This is a genomic window from Paenibacillus sp. S02 (assembly GCF_019454065.1).
Classification (GTDB): Bacteria; Bacillota; Bacilli; order Paenibacillales; family Paenibacillaceae; genus Paenibacillus; species Paenibacillus polymyxa_B.
In genome coordinates this window covers 934,753-956,840 of sequence record NZ_CP073682.1, presented here as the reverse complement: position 1 = coordinate 956,840, position 22,088 = coordinate 934,753, and the positions used below count along the sequence as shown (strand labels likewise).

The window sequence follows — 22,088 nt, the reverse complement described above, 5'->3', positions numbered from 1 at the left end:
TTTGTCCTTTACTGCCATGAAATCCATAGATAAGTAACTAGTATTTTTCACCTCGACTAGATAAACTGTATCTAATTTCGAGTATACGATGATATCACATGGACGATCAGCAGACCATGACAACCATTGTTTTGATAAGGATGTGGTACAGAGATTGCTTCCTTTTCGTAAATATTGCAGCAAAAAGCTCAAGCATCGGCAGGATAGCCTCAAGCTTGAGCCTCTTCAATATTATAACCTTGAATCCTTTTTCTGTTCCTATACCGATTTTGTTAAGCCGATATGGGTGATCATGGTGTCAAACGGTTCTAATTCCATGGTTTGTTTGCCATATTCCGTATCAATCGTCGTTCTTTGAAGTTGATCGCTATTGTTAATAACAACCAACATTTTACTTTCTGGATAATAAGCACACTCTGTATATAGGTTATCCGTAATGTACTTCGTTTCATGTAACTCATTACCCGCAAAGCGAATCATATTCAGCAGCAACCTTGTGTTTTCCCAGCTGAATTCGAAAGAAGGAAGGTATATCCCCTTTCCTTTACCAAAGGCATGAGTAGACAGTGTTATCATACCACTCGTTTCTTCCACTACCGCAGCTGACCCATCAGTAAGATAAATGCTATTCTTTGGCGTTATACTGGCTCCTTCAGGCACCAATCCATGCTCATCCCTAACCTCATAAGTCCATCTTCCATGACCTACTCTGGAGCCTGTATCCTCATCCAGTCCAAGAACATGTGCCATTCTGAAAAAGCTGTCGTGACCTTCAACCGCAGAAGGCTGGTTGATGCCAATAAAGGTACCACCCTCATAAACCCATTTGGTCAGTAAGTCCACACACTTGTTGTCATTCCAGTACTCCCCACCACTCCATGCTGAACCAGCAGAGCCGGCATTGATCACTACATCACAATCCTGTAGAATTCCCTGACGGATATCTTCAAAATCAATGAATTGCACTTCAATCGGCAAGCCGGATAAAGCCTCATTGACATGAATCAAATCATGCATATACGTTTCATGGAAATGTCCGGACAATGTCCACGATCTCAATTTTCCCCAGCTATGCAGAATAGCTACCTTCGTCTTCATGTGATAGGGCTTGCCTTCATGGTGCAGTTCCTTAATTTCTCTGAATTCATTGGCAATCTTTTCGATGTAATCGCAAAAATCCGGGTAAGGCTCTACAAGGTGTAAATATCCGCCCAGTCCAATTCGGTCAATAGGCTCCCGCAGCAAGGCGCGCCGAATATTAATCCAATACTTTTTGGCATCCAGCGTGGGGTTCCCCCCTTCCATAAAGGTGGGAAGCCCGCCTAAACCAACCGGAAATAAGTATGGATGCAGCCGAATCTCATGCGTATTCACTTTTACACCTGAACAAAGTCTCGCCTCGTAACCTGAGAACACACATTTAATCAACCCGTCAAATCCAAACTCTTGAAAACGGTCATTGTAAGGCTCCATGCCAACCCAACTGTCATCATAGAAAACATAGGCCAGCTTGTCGTGCCTATGTACAATGTCAATTAATTTCTTGCCAAATTCGATTACAAAATCATTGATAAATTCCATCCAATCCAGCTTGCGCTGCTCAGCCGGGATATGACTGACGCGGTATTTTCCGCCATTTACAAAATCCTCGGCAGTCATCGAATACCCGTATTTCTTGGCAAACAGATCAAGCGCTCTTGAACTTACCGTAAAATCATATGAACCCCAGTCAGAGAACAGATGGCGATTGCGCTCATTACTACCCCATATCCAGGCGAAATTATAAAATAAGGAGGTAAACCGAACAACCGTGGTTTCCTTATGATGGAGACACCAATCTTCCATCCAATCCAGCAGATACTTTTGCGTTTCTGCATAGATAGGATCAATCTGCATCAAATGCTCTTTGTCCCAATGATTCGTTGTGTGATTGTACATGGAAATCTCTTCCCAGATCCGGTAGGCCATAAAGCTTACCGTATATTTATGCCAAGGAACAATTCCGGTAATAACCACATTTCCGGATTCCCTTTCATAATTCCACTGTTCTCTTGGAACTTCCTCCCCGGTCGTTCTATCAAAAACTTGCCAATAGTTAAACGCCTCTTTGGAATCATTAACTTTGAATTGTTCAGCAAAAAAATCCTCCATCAGATAAATGGATACATAATCTTGTACAGCTACCTTCGGATTTGTAATTAAAAAACATTGCTGCAGCTTGTCAAGATTGTGGGACGCCCACTCGTTATGATCTCTGATGATACAGATTGTCGAATATATGCCGTACCCAGCGTTTATAATCTCATCGGACAATTGCGTGCCGTCACTGTCACGGATGACATCGGCACCCCACCGTTCAGCTAATTTCAGGGTCAGCGCCTCATAACCGGATTCTCCCGGTAGTGTAAAGGCCCCCGTGGTTTTTTTAGACAACTTGGTTCCCTCCTAATTCAACATATCGGATAGAAAAGCCAATGCCAGACCTTGACCCCAGCCCTGAATCCAGTCTTTTGGAATATTGCGATACCCATCCCGATCTTTCATAACCGCTGTGCCGCCAGAAACACCTAGTACCCGTCCGTCCTCGCTAATATGGTTTAAGATGCCCTCCAATGCCTTTTGCACGTATTTGGTATGCAGCGGATTGCCGTTATTGATCATGGCCGCCGCGATGCCGCAAGATGCAGACACCTCCTCGTAGGATTCCTCGTCATCCAGTACCGTCCGCCATAGGCCGTTCTCCGTTTGAACACCCTTCAGTGCCGCCAGTTGATCCCGAAGCGAACACTCCACGTCCATGCACTGCGGATATAGATACCAGTCTTTCAAATAAATTTTAACTTGCGACATGGTATATGCTCCCCAAGCATTCGCTCTCCCCCAGAAAAATCCGGACATGTGATCCTGCTTGACATTATTGTAGCCATGGTACCAGAAACCGCTACTAGGGTCTTGCAGGTATTTGATATGCCAGTAATATTGGTTTAAGGCGTCCTGGATCATTTCCTCATCCTTTAATTTGGTTCCTACACGGAGCAGAAAAAATGCCGCCATAAACAATGTGTCCGCCCATGCCTGTTCTGGAAAATCATTAGCAACGGATACCGTGTGCTGCAGAACATTGTCTCCGAACCTGAGAGCATGGTTCCGAATATAATCCACCTTGCTCATCACAATATCCCAATATTTCTGGTTCCCTGTTTCTTCATACAATGTGATCAGCATATGGCCCATAGCACATGTGTTTACCGTCCAATGCGGCAGCCCCAGCTCGATATATTCATCTGCCCATTGCACAAGCATATTCAAATACTCTTTATTTCCTGTTTTGGTATAGGCTCTGGATACACCATAATAAGCCACACCGCAAGGCCAGTCCCACGTCAAATCCATCGCCATTGTTTTTCTGACGACTTTGTCGATAACTATTAACATCTCTTCCTTGTCATAAGTTAATTGAAGCATCTATGTTCTCCTCTCTTTCGCACACGCCCCCAAAGGCGCTTGAGAGCTGTTCGTCACTGTTTTGTAAACGCTTTACTTATTCCATTGTACGCAGTAAAATAGTCTCCATCTAAGCATATTCGCAACAAAACTGCGCATTTCCAATCATTTATGTGATGATTTTGCAAAAATCCAATAAGCGACTTCCAATAAACAGTATATAGATCGAAATGGTCTAGTTCGTCTATATATTGCACCTTGGAGCGATTGGAATCGAATTTTGCAAAATCCTGATGTATAATCTGCTGGTTAAAATCAAAGTTATGGGAGTATTGGATATGCCCAGAAAAAAGAAGCCCGTTATAGAATACCGACACTACAGCTTGCCCATAAATTTCCCTGTCTTGCTATTAAGCGGTGAGCGTTGGAAGATTTCAGATATTAAAAGTGAACATCTCCATTTCCATAACCATTTGGAGATTGGCATATGCTATTCGGATAGCGGCATCATGGAGATCAAAGGAGAATCTGTACCCTTCAAAGCCGGCGATGTGACCTTCATCCCCAGGTATCTTCCTCATACCACGTATAGTTCGCCAAATACAGCCAGTCTTTGGTCTTATATCTTTTTTTCGCCAGAGGACCTCTTTCAACATTCATTTAAAAGTGCTTATAGCAACTTCGAGCCGAATTTGTGGGTGGTGAAGGGAATGAACTGTATATTGAATAAGGAGCAACATCCCAAGGTTTATACACTTGCGACTTCAATCGTAGAGGAATTAAAACAGCAGAATCCTTACTATCAGGAAAGTGCCTACGGCTTATTGCTATCCCTTTATATAGAACTCCTTAGAATTCATTCCAGGAATGAACTGTTGGCAGATCAAGAAACAGAGCATTGTCTGAAAAGCGATTTTGTCATTTCTCCGGTTCTGGAGTACATCACGAAAAACTATATGAACCCCATTACGATGGATTTTTTGGCCGACCTGTGCCATTTAAGCACAACTCATTTCCGAAGAAAATTCCATGAAATTATGGGGACGTCGCCTCTCGATTTCCTAAACAGCACCCGAATCGAAGAGGCCTGCAAGCAGTTAAAAAGCACAGAAGACTCCATTCTTTCGATCTCCGAGCAAGTCGGTTATCGCTCCATTTCCAGCTTCAACCGTTGCTTCTCCAGGCTTATGGGAAAGCCGCCAAAAGAATGGCGTAAAGGGGCGCAATCCGAAGCGCAATCCGCAAAAGCGTCTATACTGGAGTTTACGGGGTGGGTTTGATTTTACCAAACGGAATCAAGCAGCTCGTCCAGTTCTCGAATTCTGGTCACCGATGGTGTTTGTATAAGATTGCCTTTGACCATGACCATAGCTACATCCGACAAAGCTTTTATGTTGTCCAAAGGGTTTTGCTCCAGCACGATTAAATCCGCCTGTTTTCCGACATCAATGCTCCCTGTAAGGTGATCGATGCCTAAGATTTCCGCATTAGATTTTGTTACCCGTTCGATGACCTGACTCGCTTCCAGTTTCGTTTGTCTCATAAAGTGGTCCAGTTCCCGCCAAATATCATAGTGGGTGACGTAGGACATTGCGGCATCCGTTCCAACCCCAATTTTGATATGATGTTCCACAGCCTGTCGCAGTCCCTTCAGCATGGAGTCGTACACAAGCCGGGAATTTTCCTTAACAGTCTCATTCACCTTCGTTAGGCTCGTGTCCAACTTCGCAGTGGGATACGCAGCCTGCATAGTAGGAATCAAGGCGGTATAGCCATTTAATGCCCTAGGATTGTTTTTGTACAGACTTATGATCTCCTCATCCATCTCCGCACCGTGTTCAATGGTATCCACCCCGCCCTTTAGCGCGATTCTTACGCCTTCGGTACTTTCCACATGGGCCGCTACACGCATACCGATTTTATGGGCTTCCTCACATATGGCGGCAACCTCTTCCTCCGTCATTTGCAAGCGGCCTGCTTCACCGACCATGTTGGCATCGGTAACCCCGCCAGTCACGCATATTTTGATTAGATCTACTCCGTTTTTCACATTAATTCTTACATTTTTTCTCGCTTCCCATGGCGAATCGCCGATCAAAGCCAAATAGGGTGCCCCATGACCACCCGTTACGCTCAGGAAATACCCGGACACCAAAAGATTGGGGCCAACAAACCGGTTTGCATTAATTTCATCTCGAAGCTGTACATCAGTATAAAAAAACTCGCCGACGCTACGCATCGTGGTTACACCGGAATGCAGTGCCGTCAGTGCATTTTTCTTCACCCGTTTTTTTAACACACTTCGGCCCAGCCTCGTATCCAAAATATGACGGAATGCAAAATTCAGCAGCCCTTCGCTTGCAGACAGCGTAAATGGCTTTCCATCTGCAAAAAGATGGACGTGTGCGTTGATAAGGCCAGGCATCACATATTTTCCTGATACATCGATCGTTTGATAATGGCTGGGGATAGCCAAATCGCTTGCCTTCCCAATCTCCTGAATCAGCCCGTCTTCGTGAATTAAAATCGTCATCATTTTTTCAACGTCTTTTTTCGCGTCTCCATAAATTACATTGCAGTTCTTAAGTGCATAACCTGTTCCCATCGTTTCTCCCTCCTGCTGCGCTCATGGTGTTTAATAATGAATTATAAATTCATTTTTGGAATAAAAATATAGGGACAGCCTTAATGCCAAAAAAATGATAGACCGTCCCGCAAATAATCATTCCTACTTGTCGACATTACTCATTCAAGCTTTTTAGTCCATGCAGCCTGTATAGACTAAGTGCCTCAAAAATCCGTTTCCGGCTATCGGCGCTCATATCCCTCTTCAATAAATCCAAAGTCATATGGATGACATTATTGGCAATGATGTTCAGCAAAATCATATTCTCATCAGTTCCGATTTCATACCTTTTATAAGTGTTTCTCAAATAAGGCTTCTTGGTTTCAATCATCAAATCGATCAGTTCATTTTTTGCATCGCTGTAAATCGTGCCTTTATTTTTTTCGAAAATAATGACGATCTGCTTGCTATATTGAGTTAATAGGTTGATTTGCTCCTGAACAATGGCCGATTTTTTTTCGTTATTGGTTTCTTCAAAAAAAGTCTGGTTATCGATATGAATGCTTTCCACTAACACATTCTTCAAATAATCCACTAAAGATGGCGGAACAACCGTATAAAATAACTCTTTCTTATTTTTAAAATAAGTATAAATATTTCCGACAGAAATTTGGGTTTCATCCGCAATATCGCTCATTTTGGCATCTACAAAGCCTTTTCGAAAAAATACCTTTAAAGCGGCTGATTCAATTTCTTTTTTCACTTCATCTTTTTTCGCCTGTATAATAAACACCCTCGATCAATAATGAATAAACCATTCATTTTTAGTGTAATTCAGTGGCTTAGATCTGTCAAACCAGAGCAAAACAACAGAAACTTTGACAGTTACGATAGGTGATAATTCCATTGCCGAATATAAAAAAACAGGGAAAAGACATGACGGAAGCGGGTTTGCCCCGTTCTCCATTCAACCTTTTCCCTGATTTTTTCAAGTCTTATTCATGTCTTCAGTGAGAACAACCCTGATATGACGTGCCCCCATCAATGAAAGTTAATTTTTTCATAACGTACTACGTCGTAGTTCATAAAAATACTGCACAATCGGATGCTTTAACTTCATCTTCTCGGTCATGTTTAAAATTCGCTTTTTTCCTACTCGTCTGTCCACTAAAGCTAGAATATTCAATAAGATATCATTACTCTCTAAGCTGTCTTCTATAGAAGTAGTTAAAAACTTATTAGCTACAACATTAAAATTAGACTTGCTTAATGAGGCCTGTGCTGATAAAAGCTCCTTTGCATGTTCTGATATTTTTCTACCTCTTGCAATTACTTGTAGACGCTCCTCGGGAACGTTCCCATTAGTATCTTTTCTGACCGCTTCAATGTCTTCATTGCTGATAGGAACTTGGATATTGGGATCATTCTTGATCTCCAACTCCGTCTGATACCATTTGATTGGACTAGTGATATCATTCATATTGAGTATGTTCTTCTTATCTACAGTTATATAACAAATTCCAGACTTATCAGGCAAATAACGGTAACTGGTAGCTCGGTATTCGACCCTTCCGTCTAACGCAGGACAGCGGAAGCTCTCCAGTTGTTGCTTCAATTTACTCCAGGACATATATCCTCCTATGTTTTCAATGCCTACTAACAGCCCGCCCCTCAAGTTGGCAATTTAATTTCCACGTTCCTCTACCTCATCATGATCCTTGCTTCCAAACTCATCAAGCAGTGTACGCACTTCATTTGTTGATTTGGCGTTCATTAAGCTGTTTCTGAGTTCACTTGCCCCTCGGAATCCACGGACATATATTTTGAAGAAGCGGGCAAGAGGGCTGAACGAACGCGGCTCCTGCGCTGAATAATGATCATGGAGATCTAGATGAAGCCGCAGCAGTTCAAGCAATTCTTCACTGCTATGTTCCTTCGGCTCCTTCTCAAACGCAAATGGATTCTGGAAAATACCACGCCCAATCATAATGCCATCCACTCCATATTGCTCAGCGAGCTTCAAGCCGGTCTGACGGTCCGGAATATCTCCGTTAATGGTCAACAGTGTATCTGGTGCCACCTCATCACGAAGTTTCTTAATCTCCGGAATCAGTTCCCAGTGGGCGTCTACTTTGCTCATTTCCTCTCTTGTCCGCAGATGAATGGACAAATTCACAATGTCTTGTTTCAAAATATGGGTCAACCAGTCGCGCCATTCGTCTACGGCAGTGAAACCGAGCCTTGTTTTCACACTGACGGGCAGTCCCCCGGGTTTGGCGGCCTGAATGATATCCGCTGCGATTTCGGGATGGCAGATCAGGCCGCTTCCCTTCCCATTCTCGGCTACATTCGCTACAGGACAACCCATATTAATATCGATGCCTTTGAAGCCTTCTTTCGCCATACCAATGCTCATTTCACGGAAATATTCCGGCTTATCTCCCCAGATATGGGCCACCATGGGCTGTTCATCCTCTGTAAAAGTCAAACGCCCGCGTACACTTTTGTTCCCCTCCGGGTGACAATAACTCTCTGTATTCGCAAACTCCGTAAAAAACACATCCGGTCTGGCTGCTTCACTTACGACATGGCGAAACACAACATCCGTCACATCTTCCATCGGTGCCAGTATAAAAAAAGGTCGTGGCAAATCACGCCAAAAATTATTCGTCATATCAAAAACTCCTCTATAAATACCAGGACAAATCTTTGGTCCCAAAATGGTAAAGCTAACCTGTTCATGTCCTTGCTTCTTCTTCACATATAACATGTTTAAGCAACGTAGTTCAAACGGCAGTATATGTTAAGCATAGACATCTAAATGAGTATATCATACCCAAGAGAGGAGCAGACTCCCCAAAAGACTCGCAAAAAAAGGAAGAGCGCCGCCCCTCCTTGCCATCTTCTATAACGTACTGCGCCGCAGTTCATAGAAATACTGCACGGCATAACTTCCCCCAGCTTACGCCGTTCCCAAGCGAATGTCTTAAAAAAAGAGCCAAGAAATAATATCCTTGACCCATTTCGTCAATTACTACACATGAATACCCAAAATTTTCAGCTGTTCATTGATTTGGCTTCAAGTTCAGCGATTTCTTGTTTATCTTGTTCTAAAAGCTTACTTACTTCGGCAAGATCAATGACTTGCTCTTCTTCAAACGTATCCACGTAGCGAGGAATATTTAAGTTAAACTCGTTTTCTTTGATTTCTTCAAGTGATGCCACATGAGCATATTTATCAACATCTACACGATTTCGGTACGTTTCGATAATCTTATTGATGTTTTTATCAGTAAATTTGTTTTGATTTTTACCTTTTTCAAACGCCAATACACCTCAACTATTAGTCTTTTCTGACCAATAGTGAACAACACTCCACATGTATCGAGACGATGGAAAGGATATACTTCCAATTCATTTAAATGAATATCATTCAATTGCCTCTATTTTCTTTTTCATCTAAGCTAACATACTCTCTTTTTAGCAAAGAATAATGATATTGATCGTATATCGAACCATCACTAAACCAATAATGCTCTCGATAAGTCCCCTCCAGCTTAAAATGGAATTTTCTATAAATTTTATGGATGCTTGATTACATGCCGCAACCGTTGCATAAATTTTATTCAACTCCAAATCCTTACGTTCAAAAATAGTGCTTATAAATAACTCAAGTAATACATTTGCATGTCCTTGTTTTCTATGTTTTAAAGGCAAGTAATATCCGATCTCGGCACTTTTATTTCGAGAATTATAGTCAAAAAGCTGTATCTTGCCTACACGTTTATTATTGTTACTTTTATCAACTAAGATATATATTAATAGCCCATTCGCAAGTCTCTTCAGTACATTCACTTTATAATTGTTATATGGAGGTAGTTCGTTTATGGGTCGGCAAGTATGTTGCTCTTTTTCGGTTTCAGTAAGACTCCAATCATATAAGTCTGGTAAGTAATCTTCAATATTCCCACTATTTAAAGGTACAAGAACCCATATCATTCTATCACTCCATTATTAAAATTAGATCGATTTTGGTTTAAGTATCTGATTTGGCAACACGAAAAGCATCGTAATGGCAAACCATGTGGCGTATCACCTTATTTCCATATTAGCGCATGTTACACTTCCCTCCCGTATCACCTGCTTCCAAAAATACACATAGTAAATCCCTCAACCAATGGGTCATTCTGTAAACTAAATCTCTCTTTTAACCGATAAATACATATGCTGGGTTGTTTATTAAATATCACCTCTCGTTCCTTTATGCCCAACAAACCTTGTATACATATCTATCTTGAATTTGTACTCATTCACGGCTTCTATAATTCAGAAGCGAATGCAAGATGACATACTTTACTTGGAAATACCTATCGCATCTAGAAAGGAGTCATGAACTCACTTGAGCGTATTTTCAGATGGAATCGGATATGAAAGCCTACGCTTTTATGCTCCCTTTCAGCCACAACATATTGAACAACTTCAAATAACACGTGCCATCAATGATCATGCCTATTTACATATTAGTGGTATGCTCTCCGAAGAACAAGGAACTGCATGCATTGGACAGAATATGGAGCAGGAGCCGATTGTGATTCGTCAGTTGGATGATCAGGGACAATCGCTGAGAAGACTGTTCCATGGAATTGTTACACGTATGTCCGTACACTGTGTGCGAGGCGTATATACATTTGAACTGGAGGCCGCTTCCCATTCGTACCAGATGGATATCAAGGTAAAAAGACGCTCCTATCAAGATATTCACCGCACTTATGATGATCTGGTCACTACGATGATTCGAAAATATCAGTATGGAGATGCCATTGATACCGTCACGAACTATGCCAAACTGGAGGCATTTGTTTTACAATATGAGGAGACCGATTGGACGTTTTTAAAACGTCTCGCTTCTCGCTTTGGTTCCGTACTTGTGCCAGAGGTAACCGCAGCTTCGCCCAAGGTTTTCTTCGGGATGCCCGAAGGCAAGCAGCATAAGGTGGAGCGGGATGTATTTTATCGTGTACGAAAAACGTTTCATGAGCTGGATACGGAAAAGCCGGGAGAACGTGCTGGCTCGTATGTCACCTATATGATTGAAAGTCTGCAATACTATGCGCTGGGCGACCTCATCACGTTATCCATTGGACAAGGCAAAGAACTGGTCGTGGTTCGAGCAGTGACCACACTAACGGATGGCTTACTGCGTACTCGTTATGATCTTCAAGCTGAACAGGATATTCGCTATGCCCGGTATGAGAACGATCAGGCGACCGGGATTTCGCTGACAGGAACGGTGCTGAAGGTACAGCATGATTTTGTGCAGCTTCAACTGGACATCGACCCAAAGCAAGATCCTGCCAAAGCCTGCTGGTTTCCTGTAGCGACTCGATATGTAGCTGAAGAACATAGTGGCTGGTACGATATGCCTGAGATCGGGGAACAAGTCGAGTTATATCTGCCTACACATCACGAACAGGATGCCTATGTGACAGATTCATTACGACAACAACGCCACGCGAATGGACAACCCGATATGAAGGTGTGGCAACACCTGCAAGGAAGCGGCATAGAAATGTCTGAGCAAGAACTGACCCTGTCCACCTCGGATGGATTTTCAATTACACTAAATGAAGATGGTGGCATTACCGTTAACAGTCCGGGGAATGTGCAGATTCAGGGTGGTCATGTGAAGCTCAATGCAGGTGAGGAACTTTCACTGGAAGCTGGGACGGCGCTATACTTAAAAGGTGGAACCAGCAGCATGGTATTGGATGGTGAGACAGACACCAAAGCTCCAGTGATTTATCAAGAAGGTACGGTAAAAGCTCCAGTTTTCGTAGCTGACCTTCCTCCTGTACCTGAGCCTCCATTGATGAGTATTAAAGCCTATGAAGCGGCTCAAACTGCAGTAACAGCCAAAGCTCCATCCAGCAACACTCCTACCGCGAAAGTCACAAGTCCGGCAGCCCTTCAACAAGCCAAAACCTTGATGGGTACGGTATCTAAGCTTTTAGGCTCCATTCCGGTGATGGGAAAAGTGGCTGGTGCTGTTATAGGAGCACTAAGTGGGCCTGCGGCGGGTGTCATTCTGAAAGCAACTGCAGCCATTCCTGTTCGAAGTAAAGGAACACCTACGGTTGGGGGAGGCGGTAAGGGAACCAGAATTCATCCATTAAAATACTTGGCTGGTTTAACAATGCAGGGACTGGTCAGTCAATACGAGTATGAGCGAGCTCAGGAAGCCTATTATAACAAGTGGATTTTGGGGAAAGTGTATACAAGTGCTCGTCATATGGCTCATTCCGGTGGAACATTGGAGCTGGTTCAAAACTTGCTGAAAGAGTCTAAGATGATGGTTCATGCGTATCAGCAGGTTCCTAAAAGTGTTCGTGAAAAATGGATTAGGGATTATATGAAGCAACAACCTCCTCCTAAGCCGCTTTCCCCAGAAGAAGAAAAATTACAGAGAGCAAGAAAGTATGCGCAAAGTATTCGTGACTGGGAAGCTAATCGTCCCGCCCCCCCTAAAAAAAGTTTTGGCGAGGAAACCACACTCTTTTTCCAGGGCATGGAGGAAACAGTTCAAGCGAACGTTGAAGGCTTGAAACAGTTAAAAGATGCTCTTATCGAGCATCCTGTGGATACTATAAGTACTATAGTGTCGGGCCAATATGAAGAGGCAAAGGGAGATTTGGTATTTGCTAAAAATTATGTTTTGGATCAGGAAAATGCTAGAGATGAGTATCTCAAAGGTTTAAAAGAAGACGATAAACGGATGTTAGAGAAGGGCCAAAGTTACATGGAGGGTGAGACATTAGCTGGGATGCTAATTAGCTCTCTTCTGGGTAAGGGAAAAATAAAAGGTGGAAAAGGGACACATCATAATTCCAAAGATGTTCCAGAACCAAAACCCTTGAAGCCAACGAATGAGCCGAAATCGAGTCTAACTAAAACTAAAGGGACGGGTAAACCTAAAACCAGAATAGATATTATGAATACGGTTCGAGCGACACTGAGTCCTGCTGCGAAGAAAATAAAAGAATTAGACCCGGATGCTAAAGTGGGGTATAGAGGTTCTTTGGCAACAGGCCAGAAAGGCTCACATAAGGGGAACGCGCCATTTGATCCAACGGACTTTGATATTGATGCATTTATTGTCAGTGATAAGCTGGCTTCAAGATTTCGGATTGATGATAAATGGAGGTCAGGGGCAAAAATTAAAGAGGTTGAACAATTACAACGGCAAGCCGATAAAATCCTTAAAGAATCTTTAGATGGTCTAAGGAGAGTGGATAAGAAAGGGAGACCAGACAAGCTTACTTTTCGTATATTTACGCAAGAAGAATATAACCAAAAAATTAAAGCAGGTACTCAAATAATTGATAATGATTAGGAGAAAAATTAATATGAAAAAATACCCTTACTTTACTTGTTCTCTACCAATAGAATCTGAGGAAGATATCTTTGGTGTTGCAAAGATTATTTCAGATAAACTGGTTGGTGGTATTCCATTTGGTGGTTTAGAAGATTACATTTATGAAGAAGTACCGGCAGTATATGTTAATGCCAATATATTGGGTTTTGAGTTAGTTATACAAGGGTATGGAGGTGAGGGTGGATATATACTAGAAGTCAATCCAAGCCCATACACTGAAGGCCCAGATGATGCTGAGAGAGTGACGGTAGAAATAACAAGATACATTGCCTCACTTTTAGAAGGAACGGAAAAAATAAAAATAAAATATGAACAAATTAATGAACAGAACTATATTGAAATTTCTGAATAGGCATTTTTTTACGATTAAAAAGCTACCCAAAGCTTGTTCCGACTTGAACCTATGAGTCAGAATGGGCTTATTTTGCTTACAAAAACAATGACTTGCCATTCCTCCCCATCAGAGTTAACATACACACACTTCAACCACGGGAGGGAAAATGTACTATGCTAAATTGGCCAGAATGGTTTCTGGAAGCATTACGCCAACGTTTTTATCAATTAGAACACGCCAGCGAACAACAGGCTTCATATTCAACAGAGGACAAAAATCTATTCGCTCAAATTGAGCAACTGAAAAGTAATCAAACTGAAGATATTCAACATCTGCTATCCGAATGGGAAGAAAGCATATGCTATCAGTTAAGCCAAGACAAACAATCCATCTATATGGAAGGAGTAAAAGACGGGATTCGATTGATTCTCCCCGTCATACACCCCACAGTTACTCGTTAGTCTATTGATCGCATTAGCCTATGGTTCTGTTAGTCCAGTATTTCATCCATACTCATTCCACTTTTCAAGGTAAAAACAAAACGCGCTGGTGAGAGAATGGTTATCTTCTCCACCAACGCATTAAATAGTTATCATCAGCAGCTCATAAAAACGGTCAATTTCCGTTCATTGCTTACTATTTTTCTTACGAATCATACCAAATAAAAAAAATAATAATAAAACAGAGAATAAAAATATATAACCTATTAGCAAGGGTTTTAGATTAGATTCTCCTGTATTGATATATATTCTTCCTACTAGAATAAGAAGCATAATTAATGATAGTCCAAAATTTTCACGGTTATATTTCCTTGTCTTATATTTAATAATTCTATAAATCAGAAAAAATAGTAGCAAGAAAGATACTATTGAGATAATAACAAAAACCATATTTGCATGTCCCCCTTTAAAATAAAATTAGCAAAGGTTTAATATCACCTTTGCTAATTTTATTACTCTTCAGTCGAAAATTACATACGTTGAATATAATTATATGCTTGTTTAAGACTTGATCTAGCTTGTGAACGATCATTAACCACACCAGCCGCTGATGCTGCTCCAGTAAGTCCAGAGCCAACTAATCCTACAACTGTTTCCCATGTAACTGCCGCTACACCAAGAGCAATCAAAGTTTGAGCCAAATTATATTTCATACTGGCATGAGAAGTAGCAAAAGCGTTTATGTTACTTATAGCTAGGGATGTGTATGGACCTGTGATAGGGACATTTGTTTTGGAAACATGGCTTCCATCTGGTCCCCAACTAGTCCATATTTTAAAATCATTATAACTAAAAAAGTTATATGTTTTATAGTTACCATAGACGATCCTCTGGAACAATTCCCTTGGTATCTTTTCTGACCGCTTCAATTTCTTCTTTGTTGATAGGAACTTGGATATCTGGATCATTCTTAATTTCCTGCTCCGACTGATACCATCTGATCGAGCTCGTTATATCACTCATATTGATTACGTTCTTTTTATCTACAGCAATATAACAAATTCCAGATTTATCAGGTAAATACCGATAACTGGTTGCCCGGTATTCGACCCTTCCATATAACCAGGACAGAGGAAACTCTCCAGCTGTTGCTTCAATTTGCTCCAGGACATGTATCCTTCTATGTTCTCAAAGCCTACTACCAGTATTTGCGGCTGTCAGGCTTTCTTTTTGAAAGATGAGACAATTTATTTAAATCACTTTGTATCCTACATTCATTTAATCTGTTTTCTGTAGCGCATGGGCCATAAAATCCTTAACCAGCATCGCCACGCACTCCACATGCACCGTATGCGGAAACATATCTACAGGTTGCACTTCCACTGTACTATACCCGCCATCCTCCAATATCCTTAAATCCCGCGCCAGTGTGCTTGGGTTACAGGATACATACACCACGCGCTCTGGTTTCATCTCCAGAATGGTGTCGAGCAGGCGTGGATCGCAGCCCTTGCGAGGCGGATCGACGACGATAACGTCGGCGGTGATGCCTTGCTCTTTCCATGCAGGAATGACGTCCTCGGACGCACCTACCTCAAATTTCACATTGCGCATTTCGTTCAACAGCGCATTACTCCGTGCATCGTCGATGGCTTCTTTGACGATCTCCACCCCATACACCTGGTCCGCATGCTGAGCGAGGAACAAAGAAATCGTGCCGATGCCGCAATACGCATCAATTACCGTTTCTTTGCCCGTGAGCCCGGCATATTCGACGGTTTTGCTATACAGCACTTCTGTTTGTACGGGATTCACCTGATAAAAGGATCTCGCGGAAATCGCAAACTGTACGTTTCCAATGTAGTCGTAGATCACGTCACGCCCCCACAGTACACGAGTCTCGTCGCCAAAAATAACGTTCGTTCGCTTCGTATTCACGTTCTGGCATATGCTTGCCACGTGTGGGATATGCTCACGGATACTGCCGATCCACGCATCTGCGTGCGGAATATCTCGTCCATTCGTCACGAGCACCAGCATCATTTCCCCCGTGCGAAAAGCAGTCTTTACAACGACATGGCGCAGCAGCCCGCGTCCGGTTTCTTCATTATATGCACTGATGCCCAGCATTCGGCCAATCTCTTTCACACGTGCGACAACTTCGTCATTACGCTCATCCTGAATGAGACAGGTGTTCATATCCACAATTCGATGGCTGCCACGTGCGTAGAAACCGCCGACAAGCCCGCCCTCGGTGACACCAATCGGCACCTGGGCTTTGTTGCGGTACCGCCAAGGCTCACTCATACCGAGTGTAGGATGCACGACTACGCCTTGTACACGCGATAAATCAACGGACATGCCGTCGTTACCAGCCACACTCAGCTTCCCGATACGCTCCAGCACATCCACGACATGCTGGCGTTTCCAGCTAAGTTGCGCTTCGTAGCTCATATGCTGAATCTGGCAGCCACCGCATTGATCGTAGATGGCACACGGAGCTGCAATCCGGTCAGGGCTAGCCTGCGCGATATCTAGCAGCTTGGCATAGCCATACTGCTTTTTCGTTTTCAGCACCTTTACTCGAACCTTTTCACCCGGTAACGCACCTGGAACGAACAGCGTAAAACCCTCGACACGTCCTACACCCTCGCCATCGTGGTTCATGCCGATAATGTCTATCACGGCCTCATCATTCTTTTGCACAGGCAGATCAGTACGCTCTGCACTGGATCGGATACGATTGGAAGCATCCTGACTTCGTCCACCGTTGGAAGAACGACGAGTATCTCGTCCATTTTCCCTTTTCTTCCGAGTCACTTCATTCACATTTCCATTTTTATGTTTGATTTCGGCTTGAAGCAGCCCATTTCCAGCTCTAACTTGAGACTGTTCCGGTTCTCTCTCTCTTGTCGCCTTCATAGTCTTTTTGTGCTGATTTCCTTGAACAGGAGTTGCTGTTGCTGCATTCTGGCGGCTTTTTCCACGTCCGCTACGGTTATTCGTCATGATTGTCACTTCTTTCTTATCTTCTTTTCATACGGTACATACAATACTAACGTCATCCAAGTATACAAACATCAACTCGAAAATGCCGTTACTCCCCACGGAGAACGGCAAAAACCAATATGTTCACAAAAACAACTACCTACTCTGCATTCCATATACTATATTGTGTTGCCGCCCGGAAGCAGAAGTATGTCCTCATCATTCCTCACCGGAAAACATTCAAATGATGAGGTAAATTCCGGAAAGTCGCTGGCAAGGTACCGCCCAGTTCGCCATCCAGATTAAGCTGGACGTAGCCGGGTGAGGTCACTTCCATGTAATCTGTTTTAAAATAAACAATCTTCTTATCCTGCAAATGCTCACCACGCAGCGCAAGTGTTACCAATCGGATCATTTCCGCCAGATTGCATTTCCGCACAGCGATGACGTCAAGCAGCCCATCATCTATTGTCGCCCCAGGAGCAAGCTTTTCAAACCCGCCCACCGAATTCGTATTCGCAATCAGGAAGAGCATAAACTCGTCGTGGATCACTTCCTGACCCGATGCCTTGATGATCAGCTCCTGTGGAGCAAGGCTGACCATTTTCTCCATGCCTTTAAAATAATACGCCAACTGGCCAATCATCGTTTTTAGCTTGCTCGGAACTTCATACGTAAGCTCGGTTAAAGTTCCCCCGCCTGCAATGTTGATAAAGTAGCGGTCGTTCGCTTTTCCGATATCCAGTGGCTTCGGATTTTGACGAATAACTAGGTCGCAATAATCCTCCCAATGCTTGGGGATGCCCAGTGCTCTGGCGAAATCATTCGTCGTCCCCAGAGGAAACACACCTAGGGGCGGGCGGTTTTCTCTTTCAGCCATCCCGTTAATGACCTCATACAATGTACCGTCGCCACCAGCGGCAATAATCATGTCATACCCACGCTCAATGGCCTCTATTGCGGCACGCGTTGCGTCCCCTTCACCCGTAGTTGCATGGCATGAGGCTTCAATACCACCTTCATCCAGGCGCTGCAAAACATCCGCAAGACGTCGCTTCATTTCCTCACGCCCAGAGGTCGGATTATAGATTAATCTAGCTCTTTTCATTCCGTTACGCCACCCGTATATTTAATGATATTTATATTCACATAGCAGTTCATCACATTCAGTCTGTACAAAATATCATCATACTGGAAAAAGACCTCTTTTACAATAAAAGAAGCCAGACTTTGCCCAAATAAGGAAATTTAAGGCTAAGATGACGCTATAGCCGAACCAGACTACCTATGACTTGACCTTGGTTGCTTCTGCACACTTTGCAATAATTCACGAACTTGTCTATCCATCCAGCTTGTGAGCAAAGGATGCGGCAATAAAGGATCTCCTGAATAACGGTATTCGAGCCCCTGCAAGCGTTTAGGAATTATGTGACTTGTAAAATATCCAGAACTCAAAAATAGCGGTGCCACAATAACATCATGACCCCGCTCCTGATTCCAATACGCTGCCTTGTCGTACACACTCTCGGGATTTAGCAAAGCGTGGTCCGTAATGATACCGCTCACGCTTTGCACCGTACGGGCCAACGAAGAAATCCCCTGCTCCCAGCGCTGAAAAAAGCCGTTGTGCACACTGCCGTGACCTACGAGTAAAATAACCTCTCTCGCAGGGTCGGCCGACAGCGGGCGAACCTTGTCCCACACCATGCGGGCAACATCTTCTCCGTCATCCAGCGGGCTGCCAAAATGTACTCGCGCCTTCATTCGAAACGGCTTCAAATCTGTTTCTTTGTCCGGCGCATCTTTGACACCCAGCGCATAGCTAATCTCATCTACATGCGTACTGCCTGATGACACAAACAAAGGTATAACCAATATATCTGTTACACCCAAGGCTTCCAGACGGTCAATACCATTTTGAATCAATCTTTCTTTAACCGTTTCCAAAAATGAAACCTCTACCGGTATTTCTTCCGGCAAATGAAGCTTTGCAACTGCCTGATCCACCTGTTCCACCCAATATGGCTCTCTGGAGCCATGGCTGATTACCAGTATCCCAGGGCTCCGCATTAGCGTCCCAAACGTTCCAGAGTCATTTTATACCCGTCATTACCATAGTTCAGACAACGTTTAACACGTGAAATGGTGGCTGTACTGGCCCCTGTCTCTGCTTCAATCTGATTATATGTGCTGCCTTTGCCTAGCATACGGGCAACCTCCAGACGTTGGGAGAGGGATTGAATTTCATTAATCGTGCACAGATCATCAAAAAATACATAGCACTCTTCCAAATTTTTAAGAGTTAAAATAGCTTCGAACAATTGATCAATACTTTTATCATTAAGCTTCTTAAGCTGCATGGATTATCATCTCCCAAGGTTACGATCTCTCCTCATTGTACCCGAGGAATAGTCGGTTTTTCAAGCATTAACGGTTTCACGCATTACAGAACAACATTATGACCATAGAAACGTACCGTACGAATGCCCAAATCCGCTTTTATACCTGATTTCGGGACACGCGCCTAAACCCACTGTGCGTTTGTAACATACAGTAGAGTATCAACCTGCAAAGGAATGTGATCTCATGCCTGGACACTACTATCATCGGAGGCCGCTACAGCGTTCCCTTTCCGATCCGTATAGTTCATCTCCTTATCCCGGACTCGATCCATACAACGAGGTTCCGCAAGCCGGTTCTTCCGGGCTGGTTCCTTACGAGGCGCCAGCGAGTATTACGGATTCTGCCGTGGTCACACCAGACCCGGTTCCAGCCAAAGGAGGACTGCTTGGAGGTCTTGGCAACCTCAGTAATCTCAACGAAATCAAAGGCTTCATTGACCGTATGGGTGGTATTGATGGAATTGTTGCTACGGTCGGCAAGGTGCAAAAGGTCATGTCCAGTGTGCAGCAATTTGCTCCAATGGCGAAGCTGATTATGGGCTCTCTCCCAGCATTCGGCAAATCCGCGAGCAAAAATTCTGCAACAGATATCGCCGAGGAATTGGATGAATACACACCACCACGCCCACGTCGGAAAAAGACACAGCGCAAAAGCACCACTACCCCGCGCAGACGTCCGCGCAAGCGCAAAAGAAAGTAGACTAAACTATTTGAACCAGCCTCGGCGCATAAACCAGACCACCATTGCAACACTCAACAAAAACATGAAGAACAGTACGCCAAAATATCCATATTTCCAGCCCAACTCGGGCATATTCGAAAAATTCATACCATAGATTCCTGCAATCAGCGTCAAGGGCATAAAAACGGTCGTAATTACGGTCAGCGTCTTCATAATTGAATTCATACGATTGGAATTAAGCGATATATAACTGTCCCTCAGGTCGGCTGTCATTTCGCGGTCGGCCTCCAGCATGTCTGTCAGCTTCAATAAATGATCATATATATCGGTAAAATAAGCCATATGATCTCCTTGGCCCTGCACATGCTGCGAATTCAAAACTCGGTACATCAGATCACGCATGGGTACGATGGTACGACGCAGCTTGAGCAGCCTGCCACGCAGGTCAAACACCTGCTTCATTAATTCCTCTACGGATTCGCGACCGCCCAAGCCCTCCAGCTCGGCCAATTCATCCTCAATCATAAAAAGGCTCGGAAAATAGTTATCTACCAGCTTGTCCATCACCGTGTAGGCTGCAGCCAGCGGTCCTCGCGACCATATTTTGCGTTCATTCGCATGCTGGACAATCCGCTCCCAGGCTTGATCCAGCTCCTCTAACTCATGATGGTGATATGTAACCAAAAAACGACTGCTAATAAACATATCCACTTCTTCCGCAGCTAACGTATCTACTTCAAGCGCATGCACGACCAGAAACTGCACATCCTCGTAATAATCCAATTTGGGGCGTTGCAGAACATGCATACAATCCTCCACAGCCAATGGGTGAAAATGAAAATAACTCGTCAGCAGCTCCGTCTCACGATCTGTAGGCTCGCTAAAATCTACCCACATCCATATGTAATCCTCCATGACGATCTGATCCAATGGTTTTCCCACTGTTACCTGATGATCATGACCTATAGTCAATGTACGTATCACCGTACGTCCCCCTCGCTTACACTTCGCGTCTGTTATGTTATTTATATTTTATATAAGCCAATTAACATTATACAAATCTCAAGTCCTGTATTCCTTTTAATAAAGAAAAGGATATCTCCGGGCCAACATGCCTCCCAAGATATCCTTATAAAATAATCAATTCATTATAGATTAAATCCTTTTCACAAACCCTGTGCTTGTCGCTTCATATCCTAATCGGCGATAAAAATGATGAGCATCCTGTCGCTCACTTCGATTACCACTGTTCAAAGCAATGGCAACCAAACCGTTCTCTTTAGCCCAAGCTTCCGCTTCCTGATTTAACGCCTTGCCGATGCCTTTATTACGATGCTTTGAATCCATCACAAAAACGACGATACGCGCGTAATCTTCATTTCTTTCATAAAAGATATCAGCATGTAGTCCAACCATCCCAACGACTTCCCCTTCATCCTCAGCCACCAGAGTATGGTAGTTAGGGTCAGAAGCGATACGATCATATCTCATCTTCATATCTTCTACAGATGTAGGATAACCAAGCTCCTCCATCAGATAAGCCAAAGCCGGAATATCCTCATGATGAGCAGTCCTTATCTTCAAAGCAAGCCCTCCACTTATGAAAATAAACATCAAAAATGAAAAATCATCACTCGCGCTCTCTAAAGATGTACACAAGCGCCATTACGCAGTCATATGTTGCTTGTCTCGCTATTTCCCTCGGCGCAGCAATCAAAGCGATGTGCTAATTCCTCCTTCTGCTCCCCCCGAATGAATGGGACAGACTTTTGTAAGAACAAGAAGGAGCAGGTTTAGCGG

20 protein-coding genes and 2 pseudogenes are annotated in these 22,088 nt (G+C 43.4%); 5 read left to right on the top strand and 17 right to left on the bottom strand.

The window, feature by feature from the left end; all coding sequences use genetic code 11:
• Positions 1-258 precede the first annotated feature (258 nt).
• The 3 genes from gnpA to KAI36_RS27090 all read right to left on the bottom strand — a co-directional run bounded on the left by gnpA (position 259) and on the right by KAI36_RS27090 (position 4,025).
• Positions 259-2,433: a 1,3-beta-galactosyl-N-acetylhexosamine phosphorylase gene (gene gnpA / locus KAI36_RS04330; RefSeq protein WP_220027042.1), complete on the bottom strand. Its 2,175-nt coding sequence runs from the start codon at positions 2,431-2,433 to the stop codon at positions 259-261.
• Positions 2,434-2,445: 12 nt separating this feature from the next.
• The gene (locus tag KAI36_RS04325) at positions 2,446-3,465 is read right to left on the bottom strand and encodes a glycoside hydrolase family 88/105 protein (RefSeq protein WP_220027041.1); all 1,020 of its coding nucleotides are present in this window, start codon (positions 3,463-3,465) and stop codon (positions 2,446-2,448) included.
• Positions 3,466-3,878: 413 nt separating this feature from the next.
• Positions 3,879-4,025: a hypothetical protein gene (locus tag KAI36_RS27090; protein WP_258382337.1), complete on the bottom strand. Its 147-nt coding sequence runs from the start codon at positions 4,023-4,025 to the stop codon at positions 3,879-3,881.
• On the opposite strand from KAI36_RS27090, the gene KAI36_RS04320 reads away from it, so the two are divergent.
• Positions 3,960-4,724, top strand: a complete 765-nt coding sequence (locus KAI36_RS04320) for a helix-turn-helix domain-containing protein (protein WP_258382311.1) — start codon at positions 3,960-3,962, stop codon at positions 4,722-4,724. The two genes, KAI36_RS27090 and KAI36_RS04320, sit on opposite strands and share 66 nt — an antisense overlap.
• Positions 4,725-4,726: 2 nt before the next feature.
• On the opposite strand, the gene KAI36_RS04315 is transcribed toward KAI36_RS04320, so the two are convergent.
• The 6 genes and pseudogenes from KAI36_RS04315 to KAI36_RS04290 all read right to left on the bottom strand — a co-directional run bounded on the left by KAI36_RS04315 (position 4,727) and on the right by KAI36_RS04290 (position 10,009).
• Positions 4,727-6,049 (bottom strand): metal-dependent hydrolase family protein, encoded by a 1,323-nt coding sequence (locus KAI36_RS04315; protein ID WP_220027039.1) that lies wholly within the window; start codon positions 6,047-6,049, stop codon positions 4,727-4,729.
• Positions 6,050-6,185: 136 nt separating this feature from the next.
• On the bottom strand, positions 6,186-6,773 hold the full coding sequence (locus KAI36_RS04310) for a TetR/AcrR family transcriptional regulator (RefSeq protein WP_258382244.1): 588 nt from the start codon (positions 6,771-6,773) through the stop codon (positions 6,186-6,188).
• A gap of 297 nt (positions 6,774-7,070) precedes the next feature.
• A complete protein-coding gene (locus KAI36_RS04305) occupies positions 7,071-7,640 on the bottom strand; it encodes an SF0329 family protein (RefSeq protein ID WP_220027037.1) in 570 nt (189 codons plus the stop codon).
• Between the two features lie 54 nt (positions 7,641-7,694).
• A complete protein-coding gene (locus tag KAI36_RS04300) occupies positions 7,695-8,684 on the bottom strand; it encodes a tRNA dihydrouridine synthase (RefSeq protein ID WP_220027036.1) in 990 nt (329 codons plus the stop codon).
• A 360-nt stretch (positions 8,685-9,044) separates the two neighbouring features.
• Positions 9,045-9,334, bottom strand: a pseudogene (locus KAI36_RS04295) (N-6 DNA methylase); the annotation flags it as partial.
• A 156-nt stretch (positions 9,335-9,490) separates the two neighbouring features.
• Positions 9,491-10,009, bottom strand: coding sequence for a GNAT family N-acetyltransferase (locus KAI36_RS04290; protein WP_081384274.1), 519 nt, complete (start codon positions 10,007-10,009; stop codon positions 9,491-9,493).
• A 400-nt stretch (positions 10,010-10,409) separates the two neighbouring features.
• On the opposite strand from KAI36_RS04290, the gene KAI36_RS04285 reads away from it, so the two are divergent.
• The 3 genes from KAI36_RS04285 to KAI36_RS04275 all read left to right on the top strand — a co-directional run bounded on the left by KAI36_RS04285 (position 10,410) and on the right by KAI36_RS04275 (position 14,237).
• Complete coding sequence (locus tag KAI36_RS04285; RefSeq protein ID WP_258382243.1) at positions 10,410-13,400, top strand: contractile injection system protein, VgrG/Pvc8 family; 2,991 nt, start codon at positions 10,410-10,412, stop codon at positions 13,398-13,400.
• Between the two features lie 13 nt (positions 13,401-13,413).
• Positions 13,414-13,794 carry a hypothetical protein gene (locus KAI36_RS04280; RefSeq protein ID WP_076160002.1) on the top strand — a complete coding sequence of 127 codons (381 nt, stop codon included), beginning with the start codon at positions 13,414-13,416 and terminating at the stop codon, positions 13,792-13,794.
• A 155-nt stretch (positions 13,795-13,949) separates the two neighbouring features.
• Complete coding sequence (locus tag KAI36_RS04275; RefSeq protein ID WP_220027035.1) at positions 13,950-14,237, top strand: hypothetical protein; 288 nt, start codon at positions 13,950-13,952, stop codon at positions 14,235-14,237.
• 509 nt (positions 14,238-14,746) lie between these two features.
• Here KAI36_RS04275 and KAI36_RS04270 read toward each other — a convergent pair.
• The 6 genes and pseudogenes from KAI36_RS04270 to KAI36_RS04245 all read right to left on the bottom strand — a co-directional run bounded on the left by KAI36_RS04270 (position 14,747) and on the right by KAI36_RS04245 (position 19,564).
• Positions 14,747-15,115 carry a hypothetical protein gene (locus KAI36_RS04270; protein WP_220027034.1) on the bottom strand — a complete coding sequence of 123 codons (369 nt, stop codon included), beginning with the start codon at positions 15,113-15,115 and terminating at the stop codon, positions 14,747-14,749.
• Positions 15,096-15,388, bottom strand: a pseudogene (locus KAI36_RS04265) (SF0329 family protein); the annotation flags it as partial. The gene KAI36_RS04270 and the pseudogene KAI36_RS04265, both read right to left, overlap by 20 nt.
• Positions 15,389-15,494: 106 nt before the next feature.
• The gene (rlmD, locus tag KAI36_RS04260; RefSeq protein ID WP_220027033.1) at positions 15,495-17,225 is read right to left on the bottom strand and encodes a 23S rRNA (uracil(1939)-C(5))-methyltransferase RlmD; all 1,731 of its coding nucleotides are present in this window, start codon (positions 17,223-17,225) and stop codon (positions 15,495-15,497) included.
• A gap of 205 nt (positions 17,226-17,430) precedes the next feature.
• Positions 17,431-18,312: a diacylglycerol kinase gene (locus tag KAI36_RS04255; protein WP_013308843.1), complete on the bottom strand. Its 882-nt coding sequence runs from the start codon at positions 18,310-18,312 to the stop codon at positions 17,431-17,433.
• A gap of 173 nt (positions 18,313-18,485) precedes the next feature.
• Positions 18,486-19,274: a sirohydrochlorin chelatase gene (locus tag KAI36_RS04250; protein WP_103744820.1), complete on the bottom strand. Its 789-nt coding sequence runs from the start codon at positions 19,272-19,274 to the stop codon at positions 18,486-18,488.
• A complete protein-coding gene (locus tag KAI36_RS04245; protein ID WP_007428885.1) occupies positions 19,274-19,564 on the bottom strand; it encodes a YerC/YecD family TrpR-related protein in 291 nt (96 codons plus the stop codon). The genes KAI36_RS04250 and KAI36_RS04245 overlap by 1 nt, the downstream gene beginning before the upstream one ends.
• Positions 19,565-19,790: 226 nt before the next feature.
• Between KAI36_RS04245 and KAI36_RS04240 the strand changes: the two genes are divergently transcribed.
• Positions 19,791-20,306: a hypothetical protein gene (locus KAI36_RS04240; RefSeq protein WP_025721205.1), complete on the top strand. Its 516-nt coding sequence runs from the start codon at positions 19,791-19,793 to the stop codon at positions 20,304-20,306.
• A 6-nt stretch (positions 20,307-20,312) separates the two neighbouring features.
• On the opposite strand, the gene corA is transcribed toward KAI36_RS04240, so the two are convergent.
• Positions 20,313-21,272: a magnesium/cobalt transporter CorA gene (gene corA / locus KAI36_RS04235; protein WP_220027032.1), complete on the bottom strand. Its 960-nt coding sequence runs from the start codon at positions 21,270-21,272 to the stop codon at positions 20,313-20,315.
• 171 nt (positions 21,273-21,443) lie between these two features.
• Entirely contained in the window at positions 21,444-21,872 is a 429-nt protein-coding gene (locus tag KAI36_RS04230; RefSeq protein ID WP_025721202.1) for a GNAT family N-acetyltransferase, read from the bottom strand.
• Positions 21,873-22,088: the final 216 nt, after the last annotated feature.